This is a genomic window from Brucella sp. NBRC 14130 (assembly GCF_040371715.1).
GTDB lineage: Bacteria > Pseudomonadota > Alphaproteobacteria > Rhizobiales > Rhizobiaceae > Brucella > Brucella intermedia.
In genome coordinates this window covers 175,005-199,439 of record NZ_BAABTE010000002.1, presented here as the reverse complement: position 1 = coordinate 199,439, position 24,435 = coordinate 175,005, and the positions used below count along the sequence as shown (strand labels likewise).

Below are 24,435 nucleotides of genomic sequence, written 5' to 3'. Positions count from 1 at the left end.
CTTGGCTAATCCGTGTCTGTCAATTCGAGAGAATCGTGCCGGATGGCTTGAAGTCTGTTACTGATTTTGCATAGTCAGCCGGGGATCGCACATCGGGGCGGTATGTTCAACAAGCGGATACATAAACGATGACAATTCTTGTGACTGGCGGTGCCGGCTATATTGGTTCGCACACCTGCGTTCAGCTCATCGAGGCAGGCCACGACGTCGTTGTGGTCGATAATTTTGATAACAGCCACCCGGAAGCCCTGCATCGCATCGAACAGATTACCGGGCGCACGCCGCGCCGTGAAGCAGGTGATATTCGTGACCGCGCCTTTCTGGAACAGGTGATCCGGCATCACAAATGCACCGCGGTCATTCACTTCGCCGGTCTGAAGGCTGTGGGGGAATCGAGCGAAAAGCCGATGCTCTATTATGATTGCAACGTGGTCGGAACACTCCGACTGTTGCAAGCCATGGAGGCCACGGGCGTCAAAACGCTGGTCTTCAGTTCGTCGGCCACGGTCTATGGCGATCCGCAGAAACTACCGATCACGGAAGACCAGCCGCTGACGGCGACGAATCCCTACGGTCGCACCAAGCTCGTCATCGAAGACATGCTTCGCGATATTTATAATGGCGACAATAGCTGGAAGATCGCCATCCTGCGCTATTTCAACCCGGTTGGCGCGCATGAGAGTGGCCTGATCGGTGAAGACCCGAAAGGCATTCCGAATAATCTGATGCCGATCATCGCGCAGGTCGCGACCGGCCGCCGCGAGAAACTGAATGTCTGGGGCAATGACTATCCGACGCCTGACGGCACCGGCGTTCGCGACTATATCCATGTGGTCGATCTGGCGGCTGGGCATCTGAAAGCGCTCAAGAAGCTTGATGAGCCGCAGTGCTTCTCGGTCAATCTGGGCACGGGGCAGGGCTATAGCGTTCTCGATGTGGTCAAGGCCTTCGAGCATGTTTCCAACCGCGAGATCAAATATGAGATCGCACCGCGCCGTCCTGGCGACGTGGCGGAATGCTACGCCGATCCAACCTTTGCCCGCGACTTCCTCGGCTGGTCAGCGGAGAAGAACCTGCGCGAGATGTGCCAGGACATGTGGCATTGGCAATCGAAGAACCCCAACGGCTACGAATGAACCGGACAGGGCCGAATTAGTTCAAAGTTCGGGCCCGCTCTTGAAATTGCGAGCTGTTTCCGGACATCGGGGGGATTGCAACTCCTCCCGAGACTTTTGAAATGCCGCGAGATTGGACGATATGATGCGTTTCCTGCCTGACAAATTCACCCGCATGCTGATCGTGACCATCCTGTTTGCGTCCGTGCTACCCGTACATGGTGAATTTGCGGAGTGGTTTGCACTGGCGACGAAATTTGCTGTCGGGCTCCTGTTCTTCCTGCATGGTGCCCGGCTGTCGCGAGAGGCTGTCGTTGCAGGCATAACGCACTGGAGACTGCATCTGGCGGTGCTCTCATCGACGTTCATCCTGTTTCCTATCCTCGGTCTGGCGGCGGGATGGTCCGTTCCTGGACTGTCGCAGTCGGCCTTTTTTACTGGCATCCTCTTTCTTTGCGTTCTGCCTTCGACGGTCCAATCGTCCATCGCCTTCACCTCAATTGCGGGCGGCAACGTTTCGGCGGCAATCGTGTCGGCGTCAGCGTCAAACATTTTCGGCATGTTTCTCACACCGTTGCTGGTCGGCCTGTTGTTTGCGGTCAAAGGCGGCGGTGGAATATCGGTCGACGCGCTTGAATCCATCCTGCTGCAACTGCTGGCGCCATTCGTGCTCGGGCAAATCCTGCAACCCTGGATCGGGAGTTTCATGCGGCGCCACGGCAAGGCGCTCGGTTTCGTCGATCGCGGCTCCATCCTGATGGTGGTCTATCTGGCTTTCAGCGAGGCCGTGGTTGAAGGCCTTTGGCGTACCGTTTCCTGGGACGATCTTGGCATGATGGTGGGCGTCAATATCGTCCTGCTGGTCGTCGTACTGCTTGCGACCTGGTACGGAAGCAAATGGCTGGGCTTCAACCGGCCCGACCGCATTACGATCATGTTCTGCGGCTCGAAGAAGAGCCTCGCCAGCGGCGCACCAATGGCGAGCGCCATTTTCGCCGGAGCGAATGTCGGCAGCATCGTTTTGCCGCTGATGCTCTTTCATCAGATACAGCTCATGGCCTGCGCAGTGATCGCCAGAAAACTGGCCGATCATAAAGATCACGACGAACGTGTTACAGCTGCTGCGGAGTAGGGCGCTCTCCTATTTTTCCGGAAATAGAAACGTCGTTACGAAGCGGGCGCCCCATTTAGGCCCGTCCGATGGTGCTTCGGCATAATACCGCGCAGAAACACCGAGGCTGATGCGTTGTTCTCCGAACTTGAACACCTTCGATATGCCCGCGTTGATTGGCACGGTCCACTGCTCCGACGTCCAGTCATAAGAAGATTCCGACGAAAGGCTCAGCGCTGTCGTATCGGGAAAAGTATAGGTGAGAAACGGCTGGACAAAGCTCTGGCTGACAGCCTCACGGTCGCTGTGCCCGGCATAGGACCATATATGGTTGGCCAGTGCGCCATAGGTCCAGCCGCCATGCTGCTTGAGGATGACACCTGTCGGGCCTGCCCCCCATTTTCCGGTGCCAAGCTCGCTGCTGGTAGCGGTCGGCCACAGAAACACGGGGCCAACGCCCCAGGTTATACCGTCCAGAGATTGCGCCGGCGAAAGGAAGAAACTCTGTTCTGTGTCGCTCAAACCAAAACGACTGTCGAAACCCGCCGCTGGAGCCTCCTGATAGACGACAGGTACAATTGTGCGGACGATAAGGTTCCAGTCCTCATTCAGCGAAAACGGAATGACAGGCTGAATGTTGAGTGAATACCGGTAAGCATCCTTGGGGCCGAAGCAGCAGTCGTAATTCTGCTGGAAAGGAACACTGACGAGGCTTGAAATGGGGTTGGCGAGCTTTTTGGCCAGTTCCTGTTCTGCATCAGGGCGAGCGGGATTGATACTAGCGACAGCAGCAGCCAAAAAGGCCAATAATTTCAAAATTGAACTGCGCACCGGAGCCTCATTACAGTTAAATGATATAATGATGTAAATGCCCGTAAAGTATCATGACGCTACCATTACGATTTTATATTTCCATCGATTATTTTTCCCAATGGAAATTATAAACAATATTAGATTTATCTGTTTTATTTAAAACGGAAACAAACCTTTCCATAATGCGCTTGCGAGTGCAATTGGATCGGCGTAGGAGAACGGGCAGGGGCCGGCTCCGCGATTACGGGATTCCGGCCTTCAAATATTCTAACGAAATGTGCGCAATTGTTGCGCTGTCTTTGCACGTGCGCGGTGCAAGGCGGAGAAGGCAGAAATCAATGGCTAAGAACGATGCCCAGGCTTTTGATCAGGAAGCACTAGCAGAAGCCTATAACCGGGCTCTCGCTCTGGAAAAGGCTGGTGATTTCGATGCCGCTGCCAAGGCATATGAGGATGTGCTGCGCATCGATCCTGATGACCATGGCGGGGCTGCCGTGCGGCTTGCGAGCATGGGACGCGGCGCTGTGCCGTTAAAGGCGCCGGATGCCTATGTGTCCACGCTCTTCGATCAGCACGCCGAAATGTTCGATACGATCCTTGTAGACCAGCTAGGCTATGACGTTCCGCTGCAGCTGCGCGAAATGCTCCATGAACTGGACGAGGAGTTTTTCGCAGACCGCATGCTTGATCTCGGCTGCGGCACCGGTTTGTCCGCCGACGCGCTCGACGACATGGCCGGACATAAGACGGGCGTCGATATTTCTGAAAACATGATCGAAGTCGCTTACGAGAAAGGCGATTATCAGGCGCTGTTTGTCGGCGAAGCCGTACGCTTTCTCGAGACCACCAACGAACCGCAATGGGACCTGATCGTCGCCACCGACGTCCTGCCATATATGGGCGAACTCGACAAATTCTTCGCGGGTGTCGCCGCACATCTGTCGTCAGGCGGACATTTCGGCTTTTCAAGCGAGACATTGGACGATGCGCGACTTGCCGGACGCGCATTCATGGTCGGTGATTATCAGCGCTTTGCACACGCACAATCCTATGTGCGTGCGATGCTCGACAACCATGATATGGACTGCGTCCGCTGCGAAGATATTGTCGTTCGCAGTGAACAGGGAGCGCCGGTTCCAGGACATCTCTATATCGCACGGCACCGCTGATATTCACGCTGGTGGCATGTCCTCGAAAGCAAGGGCAGCTTTCATAATGGCATCGGCTTTCTAGTCAGTTCTCACGCAGGCTTTACATCGGATAGTTCCATAATCTATCTTATGCAATCGACGTATGTTAGCCGGTACATTCTATTTCCAAGTGCGACATGCCAATGATTTCAATGGTTTCGCTTTGGAGATTTTCGGATGTCTCGGTTATATTCGCAACTCACCCTCGCCGACCGGCGTCAGCTTCATCATCTGGTTGAACGCAAGGTGCCGATCAATGAGATGGCGCGTCAACTCGGTCGGCACCGCTCGACCATTTACCGCGAAATCAGGCGCAATACGTTTCGGGATCGCGAGCTACCGGATTACGATGGTTATTACAGCACGGTTGCTGACGACATCGCCAAGGAACGTCGCAGGCGCTTGCGGAAACTTCAACGCCATCCGCAGTTACGGGACCTGGTGATCGAACGATTGAAGGCAAATTGGTCCCCGGAGCAAATAGCCGGCCGGCTGTTGGCGGACGGCCTCAGTCTCGTTCGGATATGTGCCGAGACGATCTACCGCTTCGTCTACGGCAAGGAGGATAAGGACCTTGGCCTTTACCGGTATTTGCCCGAAGCACGCCGCAAACGCCGGTCGCGTGGGTCCCGAAAACCACGCGACGGTGCCTTCCCCGCAACGTGCCGGATATCGCAACGACCTGATTTTATTGGTGATCGCTCTCAGTTCGGCCATTGGGAGGGCGACCTTCTGATCTTCCAACGCGACAGGGGTCCCGCCAATGTCACCTCGTTGGTCGAGCGCAAAAGCCGCTACACCGTGATGATCAAAAACCAGAGCCGCCACTCAGGTCCGATCATGAACAAGATCATCGAAACATTCTCGCCCTTACCGTCCTTTGCCCGTCAGAGCTTTACTTTCGACCGCGGCACGGAGTTTGCCGGCTTCAGGGCTTTGGAAGATGGCATCGGAGCACGCAGTTGGTTCTGCGATCCCAGCGCCCCATGGCAAAAAGGCGCCGTGGAAAACACCAACAAGCGCATCCGTCGCTTCGTGCCAAGCGATACGGACCTGACGGCGGTCTCGCAACAGCACCTGACCTATCTGGCTCGCCATCTCAACGATCAGCCACGAAAATGCCTCGGCTACAAGACGCCGACCGAGGTATTCATGGCGCATTTGCATGAGGGAGACTGATCCCCTACCCTATAAACGGCAATGATGCACTTGGGTTAGATTCCCCAGCCGGTGAGTTCCAGCTTGAAATGCGAGTTGCAGATGAGCTGCCTTTTGCGTCGTGCGTTTTGTACCGATCGACCGTGCACCTGCCCGCTCTGCGTCGTTGATTTCAATCATTCCTTAGAATCGCGGACCATGGGAGACACGGCGGGGTTCACAGCCGTCCGTTTTGGCTTCTAAGACCAAAGCATGCGTGTACTGCTCGTCCATATGCGCTAATACGCAGGCGGCGCCGTGATCCGCAAATCGAACGGTGGCAGTATCCGGCGTTGGACGCAGGGAGCGCCATTTCCGGCTCAAGCCCGGAATGGCGAGGAAGGTAGTTTTAAAGATGTTGGAAGCACGTATTCGCAACACTTCGCTTCGGGACAAGATCATCACCGCGGAACAGGCCGCGAGCCTGATTCAAGACGGCATGGTTGTCGGCATGAGCGGTTTCACCCGCGCTGGCGATGCCAAGGCCGTGCCGGTGGCCATGGCTGCGCGCGCTGCGACGGACCCTTTCAAGATCACGCTGATTACCGGCGCATCGCTTGGTCACGATGTCGACAAGCTGCTCACCGAAGCCCATGTGCTTTCGCGGCGCATGCCATTTCAGGTCGACAGAACCCTGCGGGCCGCCATCAATCGCGGCGAAGTGATGTTCATCGACCAGCATCTTTCCGAAACCGTCGAGCAATTGCGCTCGAACCAGATCGGCCCCATTGATTATGCCGTCGTTGAAGCGCTTGCCATAACCGAGAGCGGCGGGATCATTCCCACGACATCGATCGGCAATTCCGCGAGCTTTGCCATTCTGGCCGAAAAGGTCATCGTGGAAGTGAACCTCAACCAGTCCATGGCGCTTGAAGGTCTGCACGACATCTATATTCCAACGAAGCGCCCTTCCCGCGACCCGATACCGGTCACGGCCTGCGACAGCCGCGTCGGCCTGCCCTACATTCCAATCCCGCCGGAAAAGATCGCGGGCATCGTCATCACGAAGGAGAATGACAGCGCATCGACCGTCGAACCGGCCGACAGTGAAACCATTGCCATCGCTGGCCATCTCATCGCGTTTCTGATGCAGGAAGTAGCGGCCGGGCGTCTGGACCTGACGCTCAATCCGCTTCAGGCGGGTATAGGCACCATTGCCAATGCAGTCTTGAACGGTTTTGCCGACAGCCCGTTTCACAATCTGCGCATGTATAGCGAAGTGCTGCAGGATAGCACCTTCGATCTCTTCGATGCCGGAAAGCTGGACTTTGCATCGGGATCGTCCATCACGCTCAGCCCCGCTTGCGGAGAGCGCGTTTTCAACAATATCGACCGCTACCGCGACAAGCTCATTCTGCGTCCGCAGGAGATCAGCAATCATCCGGAAGTCATCCGTCGTCTCGGCATTATCGGCATCAATACCGCGCTGGAATTCGACATTTACGGCAATGTGAACTCCACGCACGTGGACGGCACCCATATGATGAATGGCATCGGCGGTTCAGGCGACTTCGCCCGCAACGCCTTCATTTCGATCTTCGTGACCAAATCCGAAGCCAAGAATGGCGCCATATCGTCCGTCGTACCGATGGTTACGCACGTCGATCACACCGAACACGACGTGGATATTCTCGTGACCGAGCAGGGCCTTGCAGACCTCCGCGGCCTCGCTCCGCGCGAAAGGGCGCGCGCGATCATAGACAACTGCGCGCATCCGGACTATCGCGACCAGCTTAACGATTATTTCGACCGGGCCTGTGCGCGTGGCGGACATACCCCTCACCTGATCGAAGAAGCTTTCAGCTGGCATCAGCGTCGCCGCGAAACGGGCAGCATGCGCAAATGACGAGTTGGAAACTCCAGAACCGAACAGCGTGTTGCGTTTTAAGTTCTTGCTTATAAAGCGGAACCTTCTTTTTCTTGGAACGTTAACCGGCACATTGTTTTTGGATTGGAAACGATGTGCCGGCAGCAAGGGCCCTGCTCTTTCTTCCGGTTAGAACGGCTCAACCGGGCGACGCGGAGGAACGGTCGTCGGGTGGGCAATGCAACCCCAAGTTCCGGGAAGGATTAGACCGCCCATGTCCATCCTCATCAGCCTGCTGATAACAATTCTCGTTATCTTCCTCATACTTTATCTGATCAACATGCTGCCGTTGGATGCCAAGGTCAAACAGATCGCTCAAGTTATCGTGATCATCATCGGCATCATTTCGCTTCTGAAATATCTGGCGGTCTTCTGATTTAAAGCCTTCAGCAGCTACGATCCCGGAGTTTGTGGCTTTGCGCAACTCCGGGATCTTCCAAAACGCTTTGCGAGAGGCGCTCCATACTTATATTAGCTATTGACGATTTATGTCCTGTCAGGATCGTTCTTTTAAACATAGTTGTGCTTATTTACATTTCTTCGTAATATATAACCATCATGCTACCTATGATTGTGTCATTAATGGCACTCATAAACAAAAAATTGTAGGACGCGCATGGTGATACCTTTCCCCTCTCCGGCGTTCCTTTTATAAGGCCCGCAAAATATAGCCCGTTCATTCTGGGTTAAGGCGGGGTCGTTGATCATCCTCACTCAGGGTTGGGAGTGCGAGGGAATGAAGAAGACTGCTCTTGTAAAAGCAGCACTGATAACGCTGTCTGTCGTTGCGTTCTCGCTTGGGGCAACGTCGATAGTGGCCTTTTCCGCTGGCGCCACTCCTGGCATCATTGCGCTTAGCCTCAGCGCGGGCATTCCCGCAGCAACGGCCTTCCCTTCCCTTGCCTATATTTTCCACCAGCATGGGAAGCTGAAAGACGCTTATCTTCAGCTGGAGAGGGCCCATGTTGAACTACAGGCACGGTCGCGGATCGACCACATGACCGGTCTTCTCAACCGTGAGGCGCTTTTTGAAGCCATGAAGATCAGCCGTTCCCGTATCGAAACCGGCACCCTGCTCGTTATCGATGCCGACCACTTCAAGGCGATCAACGATACGTTTGGCCACGGCGTCGGCGACCGCGCCTTGAAGCTGATCGCTTTCGCGCTTCAGAATGTGACGCGGAAGGGTGATCTGGTCGGCCGGATCGGCGGGGAAGAATTTTGCGTGTTCTTGCCGGGCGCAAGCGGAGAAACCGGCATGCGCGTTGCACAGCGTATACGCGCTGAAGTGGAGAACACACCGTTTCATACGACCGAGTATCAGGTCTATCCGTTGACGATCAGTATCGGTGTTGCGTCTGCGCCGAAGAACGAGACGAACTCGCAGGTGCTAAGCCGTGCGGACCGTTGTCTCTATATGGCAAAGCAGCGCGGGCGCAATTGTGTGGTCTTCGATGAGGAAAGCGGACGTCTGGCCAGCGCGTCCATCGTTTCCATCGCGAGTGTTCGGGAAGTGGCACGCGGTTAGAGCATTTCCAGCAAAAGCGTGAAACGTCTACGCGGGGAAATCAGTTCACTGAACTGATTTCTTATCCGCTTCGATGCGTTGGATAATGCGATAAAACAAATAGTTAGAACGGTTCCGGCGATTCTGTTAGATCAGCAACCGCTCTAGCGCCAGCCCCTACTCCCAAGGTTCGATGACCTCTTCGGACCAACCAACCGGGACGAAACCCATTTTCTGGTAAAGCTGCAATGCGCGCGGGCTGTCGAGGGTATTGGTATGGATCGTCACCTTTTGCGGTCCATGCGCCCAGGCCGCTGAAATAGCTTCGCTTAGAAAGAACTTGCCCAGCCCCCGCCCCTGAAAATCATCAATGAGGCCGAAATAAAGGATTTCTGCGGTGGCGGGTAATGCCGACAGGTCCAATTCGACAAAGCCCGCCGGACATCCTTCCGCATAGAGAACGTGGATTTCGGTGGTGTCGGCGTGGATCGCAGCCGCAACCTGTGCGTCCGTCTGAACGCGCCGCATCATCCAGTGATGCTTGCGCCCCACCCGTTCATAGAGATAGCGGTAATAATGGACGGGCATGTCGCCCGCACGCATGATTGCCAGCCGGATACCGGAAGGTACCGGCACCGCGACTGCCTGACGGGCAGACATTTCCAGATGGGTGATGCGGGCAACCAGCTTTTCCGACATGCTTACTCGGCTTCACCAGTCACCACAGGCGTATCCTGCCTGCTGCCCCATTCACTCCAGGAGCCATCGTAAAGGCGGTTTTCGGTATGACCGAGCGATGTGAGGGCCAGCGTGATGACCGCAGCCGTTACGCCCGATCCACAGCTTGTAACAACCGGCCTGGAAAGATCGATCCCGGCCTCATCGAAAATCCTGCGCAGGCTGTCCAGATCCTTCAGTTCGCCGTGTTCGGACAGAGTCCCGACGGGAACGTTGCGTGCGCCGGGCATATGGCCGGATCGCATTCCGGCGCGCGGTTCCGCATCGCGGCCTGTGAACCGTCCGGCAGCACGTGCATCGGCGATCTGCGAACGCCGTTCGTCCACGATATCGCGCATTTCGGCGAAATCGACCAAAGCGTCCTTATTGAAGGATGGCGTGAAAAGCGTCGATGCAATCTTTGTGGCTTCACCGGTAACCGGATATCCGGCCTTTTTCCAGCCGTCAAAGCCGCCATCGAGCACAAAGACATTCTTCACGCCCATGACACGGAACATCCACCAGACCCGGGGCGCGGAAAACATGCCCGGCCCGTCATAGACAACGACTGTCTCGTCGGCTGTAATCCCCATGGCGCCGACATGCTGGGCAAAAAGCTCTGCCGATGGCAGAGTGTGCGGCAGACCGGATGCCTTGTCGGCGATCTTGTCCTGATCGAAGAAAACCGCGCCCGGAATATGCGCCGCGTTGTATTCTTCCTGTCCATTGCGCCCAGCAGCCGGAAGATACCAGGATGCATCGACAATCGCGATGCCCGGCTTGCCGAGCCGTTCTTTCAACCAGTCACGCGAAACGACGAAAGCGCTTTTATCAGCCATGACAATCACTCCCCTACGGCTCAGGATTCCGGCAAGGCGCCGAAACGAATGCGGAAACGGCGGTTTTCCTTGCCCTTCTTTTCGATCTTGCCGATGTGGATTTCACCCACTTCCTGCGTCTCGGAAACGTGTGTGCCGCCGCAAGGTTGCGAATCCACCACTCCGTTTTCACCAATAAGAACGAGGCGTATGCGACCGAGCCCCACCGGGGGGCGAACATTCTTCGACTTCACTATATCCGGATTGGCAAGAAACTCTTCATCGCTGATCCAGCGAATGGCGACAGCATCGTTGGCGTTCACCCGCTCCATGAGCTTTTCGGTCACGAATTCCTTGGTGTAAGTCGGATCGGGAAGATCGAAATCAACGCGGCTTTCGTCCTCGCCGACAGCGGCGCCGGTAATCGGGAAAGGGCAGACAACAGACAGCAGGTGACAGGCCGTATGCATGCGCATCAGCTTGTAGCGCCGGGGCCAGTCTACATGCAGCACCAGTTTTTCGCCGATTGCGGGTGCAGCCTGCCCCTCTGCCGGCACATGAATGAGTTCGTTCTTGTTTTCACCGGTAACGGTCGCCGCGATCTCTATACGAGAGCCGTCAGCGCGTTCGAAGAAGCCGATATCCCCCGGCTGACCGCCGGAGGTCGCGTAAAAATTGGTCTGGTCGAGAATAATCCCGCCCGTTTCGGTAATGGCGAGCACCGTGCCCTCCGCCGTTGAAAGATAGGAATCTTCGCGGAAAAGCGCTTCGGTCTCGTATGCCATGATTATCCCTCGAACGGTATGTCTATCTCGGTTTTCGTCTCCAGCCAGCCCGGTACGGGCAGGTTCTTGCCGCGCAGGAAAGCAGGATTGAACAGCTTGGACTGATAGCGATTACCATAGTCGCAAAGCACCGTCACAATTGTGTGGCCCGGACCGAGATCTTTTGCAAGCCGGATTGCGCCTGCAATATTGATGCCCGATGAACCGCCGAGGCAAAGCCCCTCATTTTCCACGAGATCGAATACGATATCGAGCGCTTCCGCATCGGAAAGACGATAGGAGAAATCGGGGGTGAAGCCTTCGAGATTGGCGGTGATACGCCCCTGCCCGATGCCTTCGGTAATCGAGTCGCCTTCGGCTTTCAGCTCGCCTGTCGTGTAAAAGGAATGAAGTGCAGCTCCATACGGATCGGCAAGTGCGATCTTGATATCGGCATTGTGGTCCTTCAGACCGAATGCCGTACCGACAAGCGTTCCGCCCGATCCGACTGCCGCGACAAACCCATCGACCCTGCCATTGGTATCGCGCCAGATTTCCTGTGCAGTGGTTTCGACATGAGCTTGCCGGTTGATTGGATTATCGAACTGATTGGCCCAGACAGCACCATTCGGCTCGCTTCTGGCGAGTTGTTCGGCCAGGCGTCCGGAGAGACGCACATAATTGTTCGGATTGCGATAGGGCGCGGCTGGAACTTCGATCAGTTCGGCGCCAAGCAGGCGCAAGGCGTCCTTCTTTTCCTGGCTCTGCGTTTCGGGAATAACGATGACAGTGCGATAGCCAAGCGCTTTTGCAACCATCGTGAGGCCAATGCCGGTATTGCCAGCCGTGCCTTCGACAATAACCCCGCCGGGTTTCAACAGCCCGCGCTTTTCCGCATCGCGAATAATATAGAGCGCTGCCCGGTCCTTCACCGACTGACCGGGATTGAGGAACTCGGCCTTGCCGTAAATTGCGCAGCCGGTCAGTTCGGAAGCCTTCTTCAAATGGATCAGTGGCGTATTGCCGATTGCGTCGAGCACCGATTGGAACATGGCATCCGTCCTTCCTGTTTCGCAGAGGAAACTATGAGGAACAGCTCTGCCCTTCAAGCAAGCAGGGAATATTTTTCCCCGCCATTACGCAAAGCGAAACCCGCTTCCCGGTCATAAATAGAAAAGCCGCCCGAAATGGGCGGCTTTTTGGAAAAATGTTTGAGAAGCGGAATTATGCCGCGCGCTGGCCGCCATTGCCGTTGGCATTGCGGCGCTTACGGCGGAACGGGCGCTTCGCTTTGGGAGCGGCTTCCGCCGTTGCGTGGGCGGCTCCGCGATGATCGCCAGCTTTCGGGGCTGCGCGGCGCGGTTTCTGTGGCGTTCCGCCTTTGCGATGGGTCTTCTGCGGGCGTTCGCCGGGAGTTGCCGCGCGGGGTGCCGGAGCCGGTGCAAGCTCCACAGGGGCATCCTTGATCGGAAGCTTGCTGCGCGTCACGCGCTCGACCGCTCGCAGCTTGGATTCCTCCGCCGCCGGATCGTAGAGCGTGATCGATGCGCCGCTGGCGCCATTGCGGCCAGTACGGCCAATGCGGTGCACATAGGTTTCTGGCTCGTCAGGCAGATCGTAGTTCACGACATGGCTGATACCCGGAACGTCAATGCCGCGTGCAGCAATGTCGGTTGCGATCAGAATTCGCAGCGATCCATCACGGAATCCGTTCAGCGCACGCTGGCGCGCATTTTGCGACTTGTTGCCGTGGATCGCAGCGACTTCGTAGCCATCCCGCTCCAGATGGCGCACCACTGCATCTGCACCGTGCTTGGTACGGGTGAAGACGATGACCGAACGCATGGCCTTGTCACCGAGCAGTGCGGAAAGAAGACGGCGCTTTTCCTTGGTGTGCACAGGATGCACGACCTGCGTGATTTCAGCAGCAGTCGTTCCCTGCGGAGCAACTTCGACGCGAACCGGGTCACGCAGCAGGCTTCCCGCCAACGATGCGATTTCCTTCGGCATGGTCGCCGAAAACAGCGCGGTCTGGCGTTCGGAATTGGTCGCCTTCGCGATGCGCTTCACATCGTTGATGAAACCCATATCGAGCATACGGTCCGCTTCGTCGAGAACAAGCCAACGCGTCTGCGAAAGGTCTACCAGACCGTCACGCATCAGATCAGTGAGACGGCCCGGCGTAGCGATCAGAACGTCGATGCCCGGCGCGATGCGCTTGATTTGCGACAGTTTGGAAACGCCGCCAAGAACAAGCGCGGTCGAGATATGCGCATGTTTGGAAACATTGCGGATCGTCTGTTCGATCTGCACGGCCAGTTCACGCGTCGGCGCGAGGATCAGCGCACGTGCGGTCTTGGGACGGCGCTTGTCGCCGAGCCCGATGATCTTCTGCAGGATAGGCAGGCTGAAAGCAGCGGTCTTGCCGGAGCCCGTCTGCGCAATGCCCAGAATATCGCGACCTTCAAGCTGATGCGGGATCGCCTGCAACTGGATCGGCTTTGGCTCGGTCATACCAGCGGCTTCAACGCCCTTGAGCAAAATGCCGGTAACGCCAAGAGCGGCAAAGCCGCCCGTAATTTCTTTTGTCAATTCAATCTCTCTCAGTGGCACCATGCTGTCATGGTCCACATCCAATGCCGGTCAAGCGCAACTTGCCGAACTCTATCTGTTCAATGATAACGACGGGACGCCGGAACTTTAAACTCCTGGCGACTTGCGCTGCCGTGCCCGAACATTTCTCGGGTCTCCCCGCCTCCGGACCATTCCGGAAGACAGAGGCGAGACGCAACAAGTCCAATGCCGGGAAAGCCGACGAACACGTCGGCCCATGCGCCTGCCCCGGCATATGGGGTGTTTTCGCCAGAAAAGCAACCGATTTTGCTTAAACCACCAAAATCAGATGATGAAGTCGGCAAGAACCTGATTGTCCGTAATGTCCTGATAAGCCCAGCCCGCCTCTGCGAACTTCTTTTCCAGAAGCTTGAAGTTAGACGCATTCTTCGTTTCGATGCCGATCAGGACCGAACCGAAATTGCGCGCCGACTTCTTCAGATATTCGAAACGGGCAATGTCATCCTCGGGCCCCAGCAGATCAAGGAACGAGCGAAGCGCGCCCGGCCTCTGCGGAAAACGGAAAATGAAATACTTCTTCAAACCTTCAAATCGAAGAGCACGTTCGCGAACATCCGGCAGGCGCTCAAAATCGAAATTACCGCCCGAAACGACAATGACGATCCGCTTGCCCTTGAGATCGCTCTTCTTGAAATCCTTGAGCGCATCGATGCCGAGTGCGCCGGCCGGTTCAAGGACGACACCTTCGATATTGAGCATCTCGATGATGGTCGCGCAAAGCCGGTTTTCCGGAACCGTTATGACAGTTTTCGGATCAAACCCTTTGAGAAGCTTGAAGTTTTCCTTGCCGATCTCAGCAACAGCCGCGCCATCGACGAAATTGTCGACATGGGCAAGCTTGATGCGCTTGCCTGCCTCAAGGCTGCCTTTCAGGCTCGCCGCGCCCTGTGGCTCGATAAAGCGGAAACTCGTCTTCCAGCCGCGATCCGAAACATATTGCGTAACGCCGCCGGACAGTCCCCCGCCACCCACGGGCAACAGGATAAAGTCAGGCTTCTTTTCGTCGGGCAATTGCCGTTCGATCTCCAGCGCCACCGTGGCCTGTCCTTCGACAATGCCGGGATGGTCGAAAGGTGGCACCATCACGCCCTTGTTGCTTGCTGCAAATTCCTGCGACGCGGCATAGCAAACGTCGAAAATATCGCCTACCAGCTTGATTTCGATGAATTCCCCGCCAAAAGCGCGGGTCTTGTCAATTTTCTGCTGCGGCGTTGTGACCGGCATGAACACGACGCCCTTGCGGCCAAAATGGCGGCAGACAAATGCAAAGCCCTGTGCGTGATTGCCTGCGGAAGCGCATACGAACACCACATTCTTGTCGGTCGTTTCGACAGCCTTGGAAATGAAATTGAAGGCGCCACGAATCTTGTAGGAACGGACAGGCGTCAGATCCTCACGCTTGAGCCAAATCTCCGCACCGTATTTCCGCGACAGGTAATCGTTAAGCTGCAACGGCGTTTCTGGAAACAGCGCGCGCATTGCCTTTTCGGCCTCGGATACGGATTTGACGAAGGCGGTCATTATTGGACTTTCTGCATTTCCAACGGAATTTTGCCCATCGCTACATGGCTTTGACCTCACAGACAAGGTTGAAGCCTTGCCGGATGCCAAATCAGCGATCTGGAGCAGGCATATATTCGGTAGCTCTAACTGTTGATGTTAACAGGCTTTGTGGCTTGAAATCGTGATACAAATCATGACATAGACAATGGCAATTGCTGCGGTCGTGGCGAAATTGGTATACGCAACGGACTTAAAATCCGTCGTCTTTTAGACTTGCGGGTTCAAGTCCCGCCGACCGCACCACCTCTGCTCACTGTTGTCGTTATCCATCGCTGGTACCTTTACCGGACGGTTAGACTCCATCAATAGAAAAAGACAATAAAATACAATTCACTAATTGAGATACATAACATAAAACATGAAAAGCCGCAGATCAGGTCTGCGGCTCCTCCATGCTTGAAACCTGATTAGCCGTGCAGTCTGGCGGTAATTTCCGCAACGCGCTTGCCCTGAAAATGGGCTCCCTCCAGCTCCTGCTCCGAAGGCTGGCGCGAACCGTCGCCATCGGCGGTCGTCGTCATTCCGTAGGGCGCACCGCCACGCACCACATCGTTACCCATCTGGCCCTGATAGGCATAGGAAAGCGGGACGATGATCATGCCGTGATGCTGCATCTGCCATTGCGTGGAAATCAGCGCGAGTTCCGCACCGCCATGTTGTGTGGCTGTGGAAACCATCACCGAGCCGACCTTATTGACGAGAGCGCCCTTTGCCCAAAGCCCGCCGGTCTGGTCGAGAAAGTTTTTCATCTGGGCTGCCATCATGCCGTAGCGGGTAGCAGTAGCGATGATGATGGCGTCGTAATCTACAAGTTCCGCCGGCGTAGCAATCGGCGCATCCTGATCCACCTTGTAGTGCGAGGCTTTTGCGACATCGGGCGGAACCAGTTCAGGCACCCGCTTGAGAGTGACCTCCGCGCCGCCTTCGCGCGCGCCTTCCACAGCGGCCTTGGCCATTTTCTCGGTATGACCATAGGCCGAATAATACAACACCAACACCTTAACCATGTGACTCTCCCTATCCCGGTTTGCGAGGCCCCGACCTCGAAAGCTTCAATTAGGGGAGCGGCCTCCTTTGGAAAGGCGCAACCGCAGCCAAACGAATGAAATGCTGAAATAAAGCAGTTGCAGCCTCGTCCTGCTGGCGCTTAACTGACGCTAGAAAATGGAGTCTGGATATGACCAACAATCCGCAGCAAGCCGTCAGGGCCGCGATGCTGGCAATTGGCGACGAGCTTCTCTCTGGCCGCACCAAGGATAAGAATATCGGGCATCTTGCCGATGTGCTCACAGCGGCCGGCATCGATCTGAAGGAAGTACGGATTGTTCCGGACGAGGAAGCGGCCATCGTAGACGCTCTCAATGCGCTGCGACCGCATTATGATTACGTCTTCACGTCAGGGGGGATAGGTCCCACCCATGACGATATCACTGCCGATGCTGTTTCGACGGCGTTCGGCGTACCTTGCATCTATGACGAGAAAGCCATGAGGCTGCTCGGTGATAATTACGCGAAGCGCGGGCTGGAATTTACCGACTCGCGCAAGCGCATGGCGCGCATGCCGCAAGGCTCGGAGCATATAGCGAATCCCATCTCAGCTGCTCCCGGCTTTCATATCGGCAATGTCTATGTGATGGCTGGCGTACCCTCCGTGTTTCAGGCGATGCTCGACAACGTACTGCCCACGCTGAAGACCGGACGGAAGCTTCTGTCGAAATCCGTGCGCTGTCCCTTTGGCGAAGGCGTGATCGGTGCGCCCCTGACCGAAATCCAGAAAGAAAACCCGGATACGATCATCGGTTCCTACCCGAAATTCGAGAACGGGCGCTTCAGCACCGAACTTGTCGTCCGGGGCAGCGATCCTGTGAAAATTGATACGGCGATCGACGCAATCGAGAAAATGATCTCTTCACTCGAAAAGATGGGCGCTGCTTGATCGCCTGCAACCTTTTGCCTGCGCAACTCGTTGCATTATATGCTAAAATAGATACACAGCCGGAAGGAGTTCTGTCATGTCCTACAAGACGGTGGTTGCCTATTCTCGCAGTGAATCCGAGTTGAAGCGGGTTTTGTCCGCCGTTGGACTTTTGAAGCAGAAGCTGCCCGATATTCATGTCATCGGGCTGTATGCCACTCCTTCGCCCATCGTCTATGCCGACCCGAACGGCTTCATCGATCCCGGAATGTTCGAACTGCATGACAAGCAGCACAAGGAACTCTCCGAAAGATTGAAACATGTCTTTGAAGAGGAAATGCGCCGTCAGGGCACCAATTATGAGTATCGCATCACGCGCTCGGAAACGGGCACAGCCGCAGACGGTGTGCTGACGGCTTGTCTTGGCGCGGAATTGCTGATCGCCGGACAACCGGACCCGGACGATCCGGCCACCAACGACGAGACCGCCGATACCATCGTTTTCAATTCAAGCTGCCCTGTTCTGCTCGTACCCTATGCACCGGTGCTGCCTATGGTTTCACTGGATCGTATTGTCGTCGCCTTCAACGGCAAGCGTGAAGCCGCCCGCGCTGCCTTCGACGCCCTGCCCCTGATGAAACATGCGGACAGGACGGAAATCGTTTGGGTTGATCCACCGGAAATCGAAGGCGAGGATCAGGCGCTGGCAAGTCACGATATCGCAGAATCAATTTCGCGCCACGGCATCGAAGTAACGCCGACGGCAATCGCCTCTAACGGACGCTACGCCCAGGATGCTTTGCGGGAGCACATTATTGCGCAACGTTCCGATCTTCTCGTGATGGGCGCCTATAGTCATTCAAGGTTGCGAGAACTGGTCTTTGGCGGCGTGACGCGCTCCATGTTGAACGAATTGCCAATCCTCACACTTTTCTCGCGTTAAAAGTCATGGCTGAGGACCAGTTTGGTCGTTCAGCCCCCATGTGATCGCACGACACGCTTGCAAGAACGCCATTTTTGCGGTTATCAGCATCACCCGGCGCTGACTGTGCCGGGTGGAGAGCCTTTTCCTTACTCGCCGCCTGCCTAAATTGGCGCGGGTGGAAAAGCCGCAGATCCTGACAGTTACAGCGCTTGGCAACCGTCACAGCGCATTTTTGGTTTTAAAAGGTCCGGAGAACAAACTCCGGATCGTTCCACGGAGCGTTTCGATGTCCTTGCCAGATAAAGCCTTTCCCGTTTCCTGGGACCAGTTCCACCGCGATGCCCGCGCCCTCGCCTGGCGGATCGCCGGCATGAACCGCGATTGGCACGCAATTGTTGCCATTACGCGTGGCGGACTGGTTCCAGCGGCCATCGTTTGCCGCGAACTCGGCATTCGCCTCATCGAAACCGTCTGCATCGCCTCCTATCATGACTACACATCGCAAGGAGACATGCAGATTCTCAAGGGCGTAAGCGAAACGCTTCTTGAAAATGGCGGTGAAGGCGTCATCGTCGTCGACGATCTGACCGATACGGGCAAGACTGCCGCCATCGTTCGCGAAATGATGCCGAAGGCCCATTTTGCAACCGTTTATGCCAAGCCGAAAGGCCGCCCGCTGATCGATACCTTCGTGACGGAAGTATCGCAGGACACGTGGATCTACTTCCCGTGGGATATGGGCTTCACCTATCAGGAACCGATTGCAGGCGGAAAGCGCGGCTAAATCCGGAGAGAACTTGCCCTAAATCCATAGGGATTCCACTTCTGCTGGAACTGGTGGCTTTCCGCTTTGCCGGGTCATAACGCTACCAAACGAAAATAAACGAATGCGATTGCGGTGATATTTCCGCCGCAATCGCACTTTATAGAAACCCCACCGAAATAACGCCGACCAAGGGCGAAATGCCTTTCCTAAGCTGCTATCCCATCTCGTAATTTCAGTAATGCCTTTAAATTAAAAGATTTTTTGGAACATTTTCGAAGGTTCGCAGTCTAAGTAATCAGTTGTTATTTTGGCGAATCGGATCATGCTATAAAGAAAGAGGGGATTTTCGCGGTGAAGTCGCAAGCCAAACAACTTATTGCAACCGAAAAGCGTATTCTTACGCCTTCGGGTCGTTTGCAGCAGGTTGCAGCACTTGTGCATCGTCGCGACATGGGCGCACTCAAGGTTCTCGTCATCACGAGCCGCGGCACAGGGCGATGGATCATTCCCAAGGGCTGGCCGCAAGTGGGTCGTACCCTTGCAGAAACCGCTCTTCGCGAAGCCTATGAAGAAGCTGGCATTCGCGGCGAAGTCTCTCCAATACCGATTGGCAGTTTTTGCTACTGCAAGACGGACCTGCCGCCCGAGCGCATAAACCAGTTCGTGGCTGCGGTATTTGCCGTGCAATTCACAGGTCAGGAAAAAGACTGGCCTGAGCGGGACCAACGCATCAGCGAGTGGGTATCGCCGCAGGAAGCTGCACGTCGTGTCGAAGAAAGTGAATTGAAGCAGATTCTGAACCAGTTTGGTGATTCGGGAATAGCGGCGGCCGCCGAGTAGGCAGCTAGCCGCCCCGCCACCGCAATTTGTCCCGGCTTGCGACCTATTTGCCGGGATTTCCCCTTTCTATAGAAAATCCTACCGAAATTGCTCCAGGAAGCGCCACGAGAAGGCGAGGTTCCAGGCCCCTTCGTTCTCTAGCCGGCTTGTTTCTTAAAACTGTCGCTTCTCCCCGTTATCCACATTTGCCCCAACTGGTTACGCACAATATCTAGATGCTGGAGCGTTGCAGCAAACCATTGCTTGACGCTCGAAGCCGAGTCGTTTTTTATGAGACTATCGTTGCGTAAGTAGCGTGGTCGGGCGTTGTAAATCCGTCGATCTTTTTTCGGTCAAGTTGAGTATCGAACGAGCGTCGCGCTTTGGAAGTGTGTTTTTCGCTCGGTGCTTTCTTGCGCCCGTATTCTGGGCATTCCGGTCTTTGGAGAAGCAGATGCAGCGTCGGAAAGAAACAGCGTTAACACTAGATTTAGTATTTGCGCTCACACTCCTTACAAGATAATGTATTTTTCGTTCTGCTGATTTTTAATCGCGAATAGCGTTAGCAAGGTTGCAATCAAGCTCCCCTGAGGCGTTTTTTTTCGTGGGATTGAAAGAGGCGGAAGCGGATTTCCGGGAGCTTTCTCCCCAACAAGACGCTCCTCCCCGCAGAAGAGCTGTTTTGACAGAGACGCGATACAGACAGGCCGTGGCTGAAAACCGTCACTAAAGCTACTATATATAGAACGTTTGGATGGGACAGATGAAGATCGAACGCCGTTTCACGAAAGAGAATCAGTCGGCCTATGCGGACATCGCGTTCCGGACTGCGACCAGCGAGATCAAGAATCCCGATGGGTCCATCGTATTCCGCCTCGAGAACATCAATGTGCCCGCGCAGTTCAGCCAGGTGGCCGCTGACATTCTCGCCCAGAAGTATTTTCGCAAGGCCGGCGTCCCCGCACAGCTGAAAAAGGTTGAGGAAAACGACGTCCCTTCATGGCTCTGGCGCTCGGTCGCCGATGAGGAAGCACTCGCCAAGCTGCCGGAAAACGAACGCTATGGCTCCGAGATGGATGCCTGCCAGGTTTTCGACCGTCTCGCAGGCACCTGGACCTACTGGGGCTGGAAAGGCGGCTATTTCGCCTCCGAAGAAGATGCCCTCGCCTTCCGGGACGAGCTTGCCTATATGCTCGCAACGCAGCGCGTGGCGCCAAACAGCCCGCAATGGTTCAACACCGGCCTCCACTGGGCCTATGGCATCGATGGTCCCGGCCAGGGCCATTTTTACGTCGACTGGCAGACTGGCAAGCTGACCAAGTCCAAGTCGGCCTACGAACATCCGCAGCCACATGCCTGCTTCATCCAGTCCGTCGGCGACGATCTGGTCAATGAAGGCGGCATCATGGACCTTTGGGTCCGCGAGGCGCGCCTGTTCAAATATGGTTCGGGCACCGGTTCCAACTTCTCTTATCTGCGCGGCGAAGGTGAAAAGCTTTCTGGCGGCGGCAAGTCCTCCGGCCTCATGAGCTTCCTGAAGATCGGCGACCGCGCTGCGGGCGCCATCAAGTCCGGCGGCACGACCCGCCGTGCCGCCAAGATGGTCGTTGTCGATATCGATCACCCGGATATCGAGGAATATATCGACTGGAAGGTGAAGGAGGAGCAGAAGGTTGCTTCGCTCGTCACCGGCTCCAAGATCGTCAAGCAGCATCTGACGGCCATCATGAAGGCTTGCGTCAATTGCGAAGCCGGGTCTGAAGCGACTCGGGACGATTGCTTCGACCCGGCGAAGAACCCTGCCCTGAAGCGTGAAATCCGGGCCGCGAAGAAGAACCAGGTCCCGGAAAACTACGTCAAGCGCGTGATCCAGTTCGCACGTCAGGGCTACACCGACATTCAGTTCAAGACCTACGATACTGATTGGGATTCGGAAGCCTACCTCACCGTTTCGGGCCAGAACTCCAACAACTCCGTCTCGCTGAAGGACGAATTCCTGCGCGCTGTCGAAAATGACGGTGACTGGAACCTCACCGCACGCCGCGACGGTCGCGTCATGAAGACGCTCAAGGCGCGCGACCTTTGGGAAAAGATCGGTTACGCCGCCTGGGCGTCCGCCGATCCGGGCCTGCACTACAACACGACCATGAACGACTGGCACACCTGCCCGACGGCTGGTCCTATCCGCGCCTCCAATCCGTGCTCGGAATATATGTTCCTCGATGATACGGCCTGCAATCTGGCGTCGATCAACTTGCTCACCTATCGCAACAAGGACGGTTCGTTCGACATTGCAGCTTACGAGCACACGGCGCGCCTGTGGACCATCGTTCTCGAAATCTCGGTAATGATGGCGCAGTTCCCGTCCAAGGAAATCGCCCGCCTCTCCTATGAATACCGCACGCTCGGCCTCGGCTATGCCAATATTGGCGGCCTGCTGATGACTTCCGGCATTCCTTATGACTCCGACGAAGGCCGCGCTATTTGCGGTGCGCTGACGGCGATCATGACCGGCGTGGCCTATGCGACCTCCGCCGAAATGGCGAAGGAACTGGGCACCTTCCCGAGCTACGAGCCGAACGCACAGCACATGCTGCGCGTCATTCGCAACCATCGCCGCGCCGCACATGGTGAAACCCAAGGTTATGAAGGCCTCGCCGTCAACCCGGTCGCGCTGATTGCCGAAGATTGCCCGGATCAGGATATGATCGTCCATGCTCGTGCGGCCTGGGACAAGGCGCTGGAACTGGGCGAAAAGCATGGCTATCGCAATGCACAGGCAACCGTTATTGCGCCGACCGGCACAATCGGCCTCGTCATGGATTGCGACACAACCGGCATCGAACCGGACTTCGCTCTGGTGAAGTTCAAGAAGCTTGCCGGTGGCGGCTACTTCAAGATCATCAACCGCGCCGTGCCGGAAGCACTCCGCACGCTCGGCTACTCGGAAAGCCAGATTGCCGAAATCGAAGCCTATGCTGTCGGCCACGGCAACATCAATCAGGCGCCTGGCATCAATCCCTCTTCCCTGAAGTCCAAGGGCTTCACCGATGAGAAGATCGAAGCCCTGAATGCGGCTCTCAAGAGTGCGTTCGACATCAAGTTCGCTTTCAACAAGTGGACGCTGGGCGAAGATTTCTGCAAGGATGTGCTGAAGCTCACGGACGAGCAGCTCAATGATTTCTCGTTCGAAATGCTGCCTGCGCTTGGCTTTACCCGCAAGGAAATCGAAGCTGCCAACATTCATGTTTGCGGCGCGATGACCCTCGAAGGCGCTCCCTTCCTGAAGGAAGAACACTACGCCGTGTTCGATTGCGCCAATCCATGCGGCAAGATCGGCAAGCGTTATCTCTCGGTGGATAGCCACATCCGTATGATGGCTGCCGCGCAGCCGTTCATTTCGGGCGCGATCTCCAAGACGATCAATATGCCGAACGATGCAACCGTCGAAGACTGCAAAGACGCATACATGCTTTCATGGAAGCTGGCGCTCAAGGCCAACGCGCTTTATCGTGATGGCTCCAAGCTCTCCCAGCCGCTCAACGCCTCGCTGATCGCGGACGATGAGGATGAAGACGACGCAATCGAGGCATTGATTGAAGCACCGGCAGCCGCTCGTGCCGTTCAGGTTACCGAACGCATCGTCGAGAAGGTTGTCGAGAAGATCGTCCACGAACGCGAAAAGCTGCCGAACCGTCGTCAGGGTTATACCCAGAAGGCAGTCGTCGGCGGACACAAGGTCTATCTGCGCACTGGCGAATTCGGCGACGGACGTCTCGGCGAGATCTTCATCGACATGCACAAGGAAGGCGCCGCCTTCCGCGCAATGATGAACAACTTCGCCATCGCCGTTTCCCTCGGCCTGCAGTATGGCGTGCCGCTTGAAGAATATGTGGAGGCTTTCACTTTCACGAAATTCGAACCAGCCGGCATGGTTATCGGCAACGATGCCATCAAGACCGCGACGTCGATCATCGATTATGTCTTCCGTGAACTGGCTGTGTCCTATCTCGGTCGCAATGACCTCGCCCATGTCGATACGAGCGATTTCGGCAATACGGCGTTGGGCAAAGGCATCAAGGAAGGCAAGACCAATCTGGTTTCCACCGGTTGGACGCGTGGATATAAGCCCACGCTCGTGACGAATTCGAACAACGAAGCCAAGGGATCGACGAGTTCTGCGCCGCAGGCCTCCAACGTCACCACCTTGAAGTCGACCACTCCGGCGGGTAATCGCCCGGCAACAATCGGCTTGGTCACGGATGGCGCAACGGCTTTCAAACGCGAATTCGAGGAACAGCCTGCACCGGCGCAACAGCAGGACAGCACATCGGCAACGGAGCTGTTCTCTGACAAGGCCGCCGCAGATGCTGCCTCGGCCCGTGCGGAAAGCGCAAATGCCGCCAAGAAGCTGGAAGCTGATCGCCGCATCAAATCGATGATGCAGGGCTATACGGGCGACAGCTGCACCGAGTGCCAGAACTTCACCATGGTTCGCAACGGCACCTGCCTGAAGTGCGACACTTGCGGCGCAACGAGCGGCTGCAGCTAAAGGTCGTCGGTAAAAACAGTAATACTGAAAGCCCGCCTCGCGCGGGCTTTTGTTTGTCGAATGGTAGCGGGGATAGATATTCCGCCGTAGGCAGAGCTGTAACTCTTGGCAGATTGCAATGAATTTTGGAACGAAGGAGCAATTTCAGCGTTTGGATTGAAT

Annotated in this window: 20 protein-coding genes and 1 tRNA gene; 13 read left to right on the top strand and 8 right to left on the bottom strand. The window is 55.9% G+C overall.

The window, feature by feature from the left end:
• Positions 1 to 128 precede the first annotated feature (128 nt).
• Positions 129 to 1,136 (top strand): UDP-glucose 4-epimerase GalE, encoded by a 1,008-nt coding sequence (gene galE, locus ABWW28_RS04430; RefSeq protein WP_021585139.1) that lies wholly within the window; start codon positions 129 to 131, stop codon positions 1,134 to 1,136.
• A 124-nt stretch (positions 1,137 to 1,260) separates the two neighbouring features.
• Complete coding sequence (locus tag ABWW28_RS04425) at positions 1,261 to 2,247, top strand: bile acid:sodium symporter family protein (RefSeq protein ID WP_031346032.1); 987 nt, start codon at positions 1,261 to 1,263, stop codon at positions 2,245 to 2,247.
• A 9-nt stretch (positions 2,248 to 2,256) separates the two neighbouring features.
• On the opposite strand, the gene ABWW28_RS04420 is transcribed toward ABWW28_RS04425, so the two are convergent.
• Positions 2,257 to 3,057, bottom strand: a complete 801-nt coding sequence (locus ABWW28_RS04420) for a hypothetical protein (RefSeq protein ID WP_082465590.1) — start codon at positions 3,055 to 3,057, stop codon at positions 2,257 to 2,259.
• A gap of 320 nt (positions 3,058 to 3,377) precedes the next feature.
• Here ABWW28_RS04420 and ABWW28_RS04415 point away from each other — a divergent pair, with 320 nt between their 5' ends.
• From ABWW28_RS04415 to ABWW28_RS04395, 5 genes are all read left to right on the top strand, one after another.
• The gene (locus ABWW28_RS04415; RefSeq protein WP_021585142.1) at positions 3,378 to 4,208 is read left to right on the top strand and encodes a class I SAM-dependent methyltransferase; all 831 of its coding nucleotides are present in this window, start codon (positions 3,378 to 3,380) and stop codon (positions 4,206 to 4,208) included.
• 198 nt (positions 4,209 to 4,406) lie between these two features.
• Positions 4,407 to 5,408: an IS30 family transposase gene (locus ABWW28_RS04410; protein ID WP_353390374.1), complete on the top strand. Its 1,002-nt coding sequence runs from the start codon at positions 4,407 to 4,409 to the stop codon at positions 5,406 to 5,408.
• 373 nt (positions 5,409 to 5,781) lie between these two features.
• Positions 5,782 to 7,272: a succinyl-CoA:acetate CoA-transferase ScpC gene (scpC, locus tag ABWW28_RS04405; protein ID WP_021585143.1), complete on the top strand. Its 1,491-nt coding sequence runs from the start codon at positions 5,782 to 5,784 to the stop codon at positions 7,270 to 7,272.
• A gap of 235 nt (positions 7,273 to 7,507) precedes the next feature.
• Complete coding sequence (locus ABWW28_RS04400; protein ID WP_006470469.1) at positions 7,508 to 7,669, top strand: Thivi_2564 family membrane protein; 162 nt, start codon at positions 7,508 to 7,510, stop codon at positions 7,667 to 7,669.
• 360 nt (positions 7,670 to 8,029) lie between these two features.
• On the top strand, positions 8,030 to 8,821 hold the full coding sequence (locus tag ABWW28_RS04395) for a GGDEF domain-containing protein (protein ID WP_006470470.1): 792 nt from the start codon (positions 8,030 to 8,032) through the stop codon (positions 8,819 to 8,821).
• Between the two features lie 156 nt (positions 8,822 to 8,977).
• On the opposite strand, the gene ABWW28_RS04390 is transcribed toward ABWW28_RS04395, so the two are convergent.
• The 6 genes from ABWW28_RS04390 to ilvA all read right to left on the bottom strand — a co-directional run bounded on the left by ABWW28_RS04390 (position 8,978) and on the right by ilvA (position 15,257).
• Positions 8,978 to 9,499 (bottom strand): GNAT family N-acetyltransferase, encoded by a 522-nt coding sequence (locus ABWW28_RS04390; RefSeq protein WP_021585144.1) that lies wholly within the window; start codon positions 9,497 to 9,499, stop codon positions 8,978 to 8,980.
• A gap of 2 nt (positions 9,500 to 9,501) precedes the next feature.
• Complete coding sequence (gene sseA / locus ABWW28_RS04385) at positions 9,502 to 10,356, bottom strand: 3-mercaptopyruvate sulfurtransferase (RefSeq protein WP_021585145.1); 855 nt, start codon at positions 10,354 to 10,356, stop codon at positions 9,502 to 9,504.
• Positions 10,357 to 10,376: 20 nt separating this feature from the next.
• Entirely contained in the window at positions 10,377 to 11,120 is a 744-nt protein-coding gene (locus ABWW28_RS04380; protein WP_021585146.1) for an alanyl-tRNA editing protein, read from the bottom strand.
• A 2-nt stretch (positions 11,121 to 11,122) separates the two neighbouring features.
• Entirely contained in the window at positions 11,123 to 12,151 is a 1,029-nt protein-coding gene (locus ABWW28_RS04375; protein WP_021585147.1) for a cysteine synthase A, read from the bottom strand.
• A 172-nt stretch (positions 12,152 to 12,323) separates the two neighbouring features.
• Complete coding sequence (locus ABWW28_RS04370) at positions 12,324 to 13,715, bottom strand: DEAD/DEAH box helicase (protein ID WP_353390370.1); 1,392 nt, start codon at positions 13,713 to 13,715, stop codon at positions 12,324 to 12,326.
• A 282-nt stretch (positions 13,716 to 13,997) separates the two neighbouring features.
• Positions 13,998 to 15,257, bottom strand: coding sequence for a threonine ammonia-lyase IlvA (gene ilvA / locus ABWW28_RS04365; RefSeq protein ID WP_025089526.1), 1,260 nt, complete (start codon positions 15,255 to 15,257; stop codon positions 13,998 to 14,000).
• Between the two features lie 196 nt (positions 15,258 to 15,453).
• Here ilvA and ABWW28_RS04360 point away from each other — a divergent pair.
• Positions 15,454 to 15,539: transfer RNA gene (locus tag ABWW28_RS04360), tRNA-Leu, on the top strand.
• A 164-nt stretch (positions 15,540 to 15,703) separates the two neighbouring features.
• On the opposite strand, the gene wrbA is transcribed toward ABWW28_RS04360, so the two are convergent.
• On the bottom strand, positions 15,704 to 16,303 hold the full coding sequence (gene wrbA / locus ABWW28_RS04355; protein ID WP_021585150.1) for an NAD(P)H:quinone oxidoreductase type IV: 600 nt from the start codon (positions 16,301 to 16,303) through the stop codon (positions 15,704 to 15,706).
• A 170-nt stretch (positions 16,304 to 16,473) separates the two neighbouring features.
• On the opposite strand from wrbA, the gene ABWW28_RS04350 reads away from it, so the two are divergent.
• From ABWW28_RS04350 to ABWW28_RS04330, 5 genes are all read left to right on the top strand, one after another.
• Positions 16,474 to 17,232: a competence/damage-inducible protein A gene (locus ABWW28_RS04350; protein ID WP_021585151.1), complete on the top strand. Its 759-nt coding sequence runs from the start codon at positions 16,474 to 16,476 to the stop codon at positions 17,230 to 17,232.
• 76 nt (positions 17,233 to 17,308) lie between these two features.
• On the top strand, positions 17,309 to 18,154 hold the full coding sequence (locus ABWW28_RS04345; protein ID WP_006466834.1) for a universal stress protein: 846 nt from the start codon (positions 17,309 to 17,311) through the stop codon (positions 18,152 to 18,154).
• 268 nt (positions 18,155 to 18,422) lie between these two features.
• The gene (gene gpt / locus ABWW28_RS04340) at positions 18,423 to 18,920 is read left to right on the top strand and encodes a xanthine phosphoribosyltransferase (RefSeq protein ID WP_006470476.1); all 498 of its coding nucleotides are present in this window, start codon (positions 18,423 to 18,425) and stop codon (positions 18,918 to 18,920) included.
• A gap of 333 nt (positions 18,921 to 19,253) precedes the next feature.
• The gene (locus ABWW28_RS04335) at positions 19,254 to 19,742 is read left to right on the top strand and encodes an NUDIX hydrolase (RefSeq protein WP_021585152.1); all 489 of its coding nucleotides are present in this window, start codon (positions 19,254 to 19,256) and stop codon (positions 19,740 to 19,742) included.
• A 742-nt stretch (positions 19,743 to 20,484) separates the two neighbouring features.
• Positions 20,485 to 24,273: a vitamin B12-dependent ribonucleotide reductase gene (locus ABWW28_RS04330; RefSeq protein WP_025089525.1), complete on the top strand. Its 3,789-nt coding sequence runs from the start codon at positions 20,485 to 20,487 to the stop codon at positions 24,271 to 24,273.
• Positions 24,274 to 24,435: the final 162 nt, after the last annotated feature.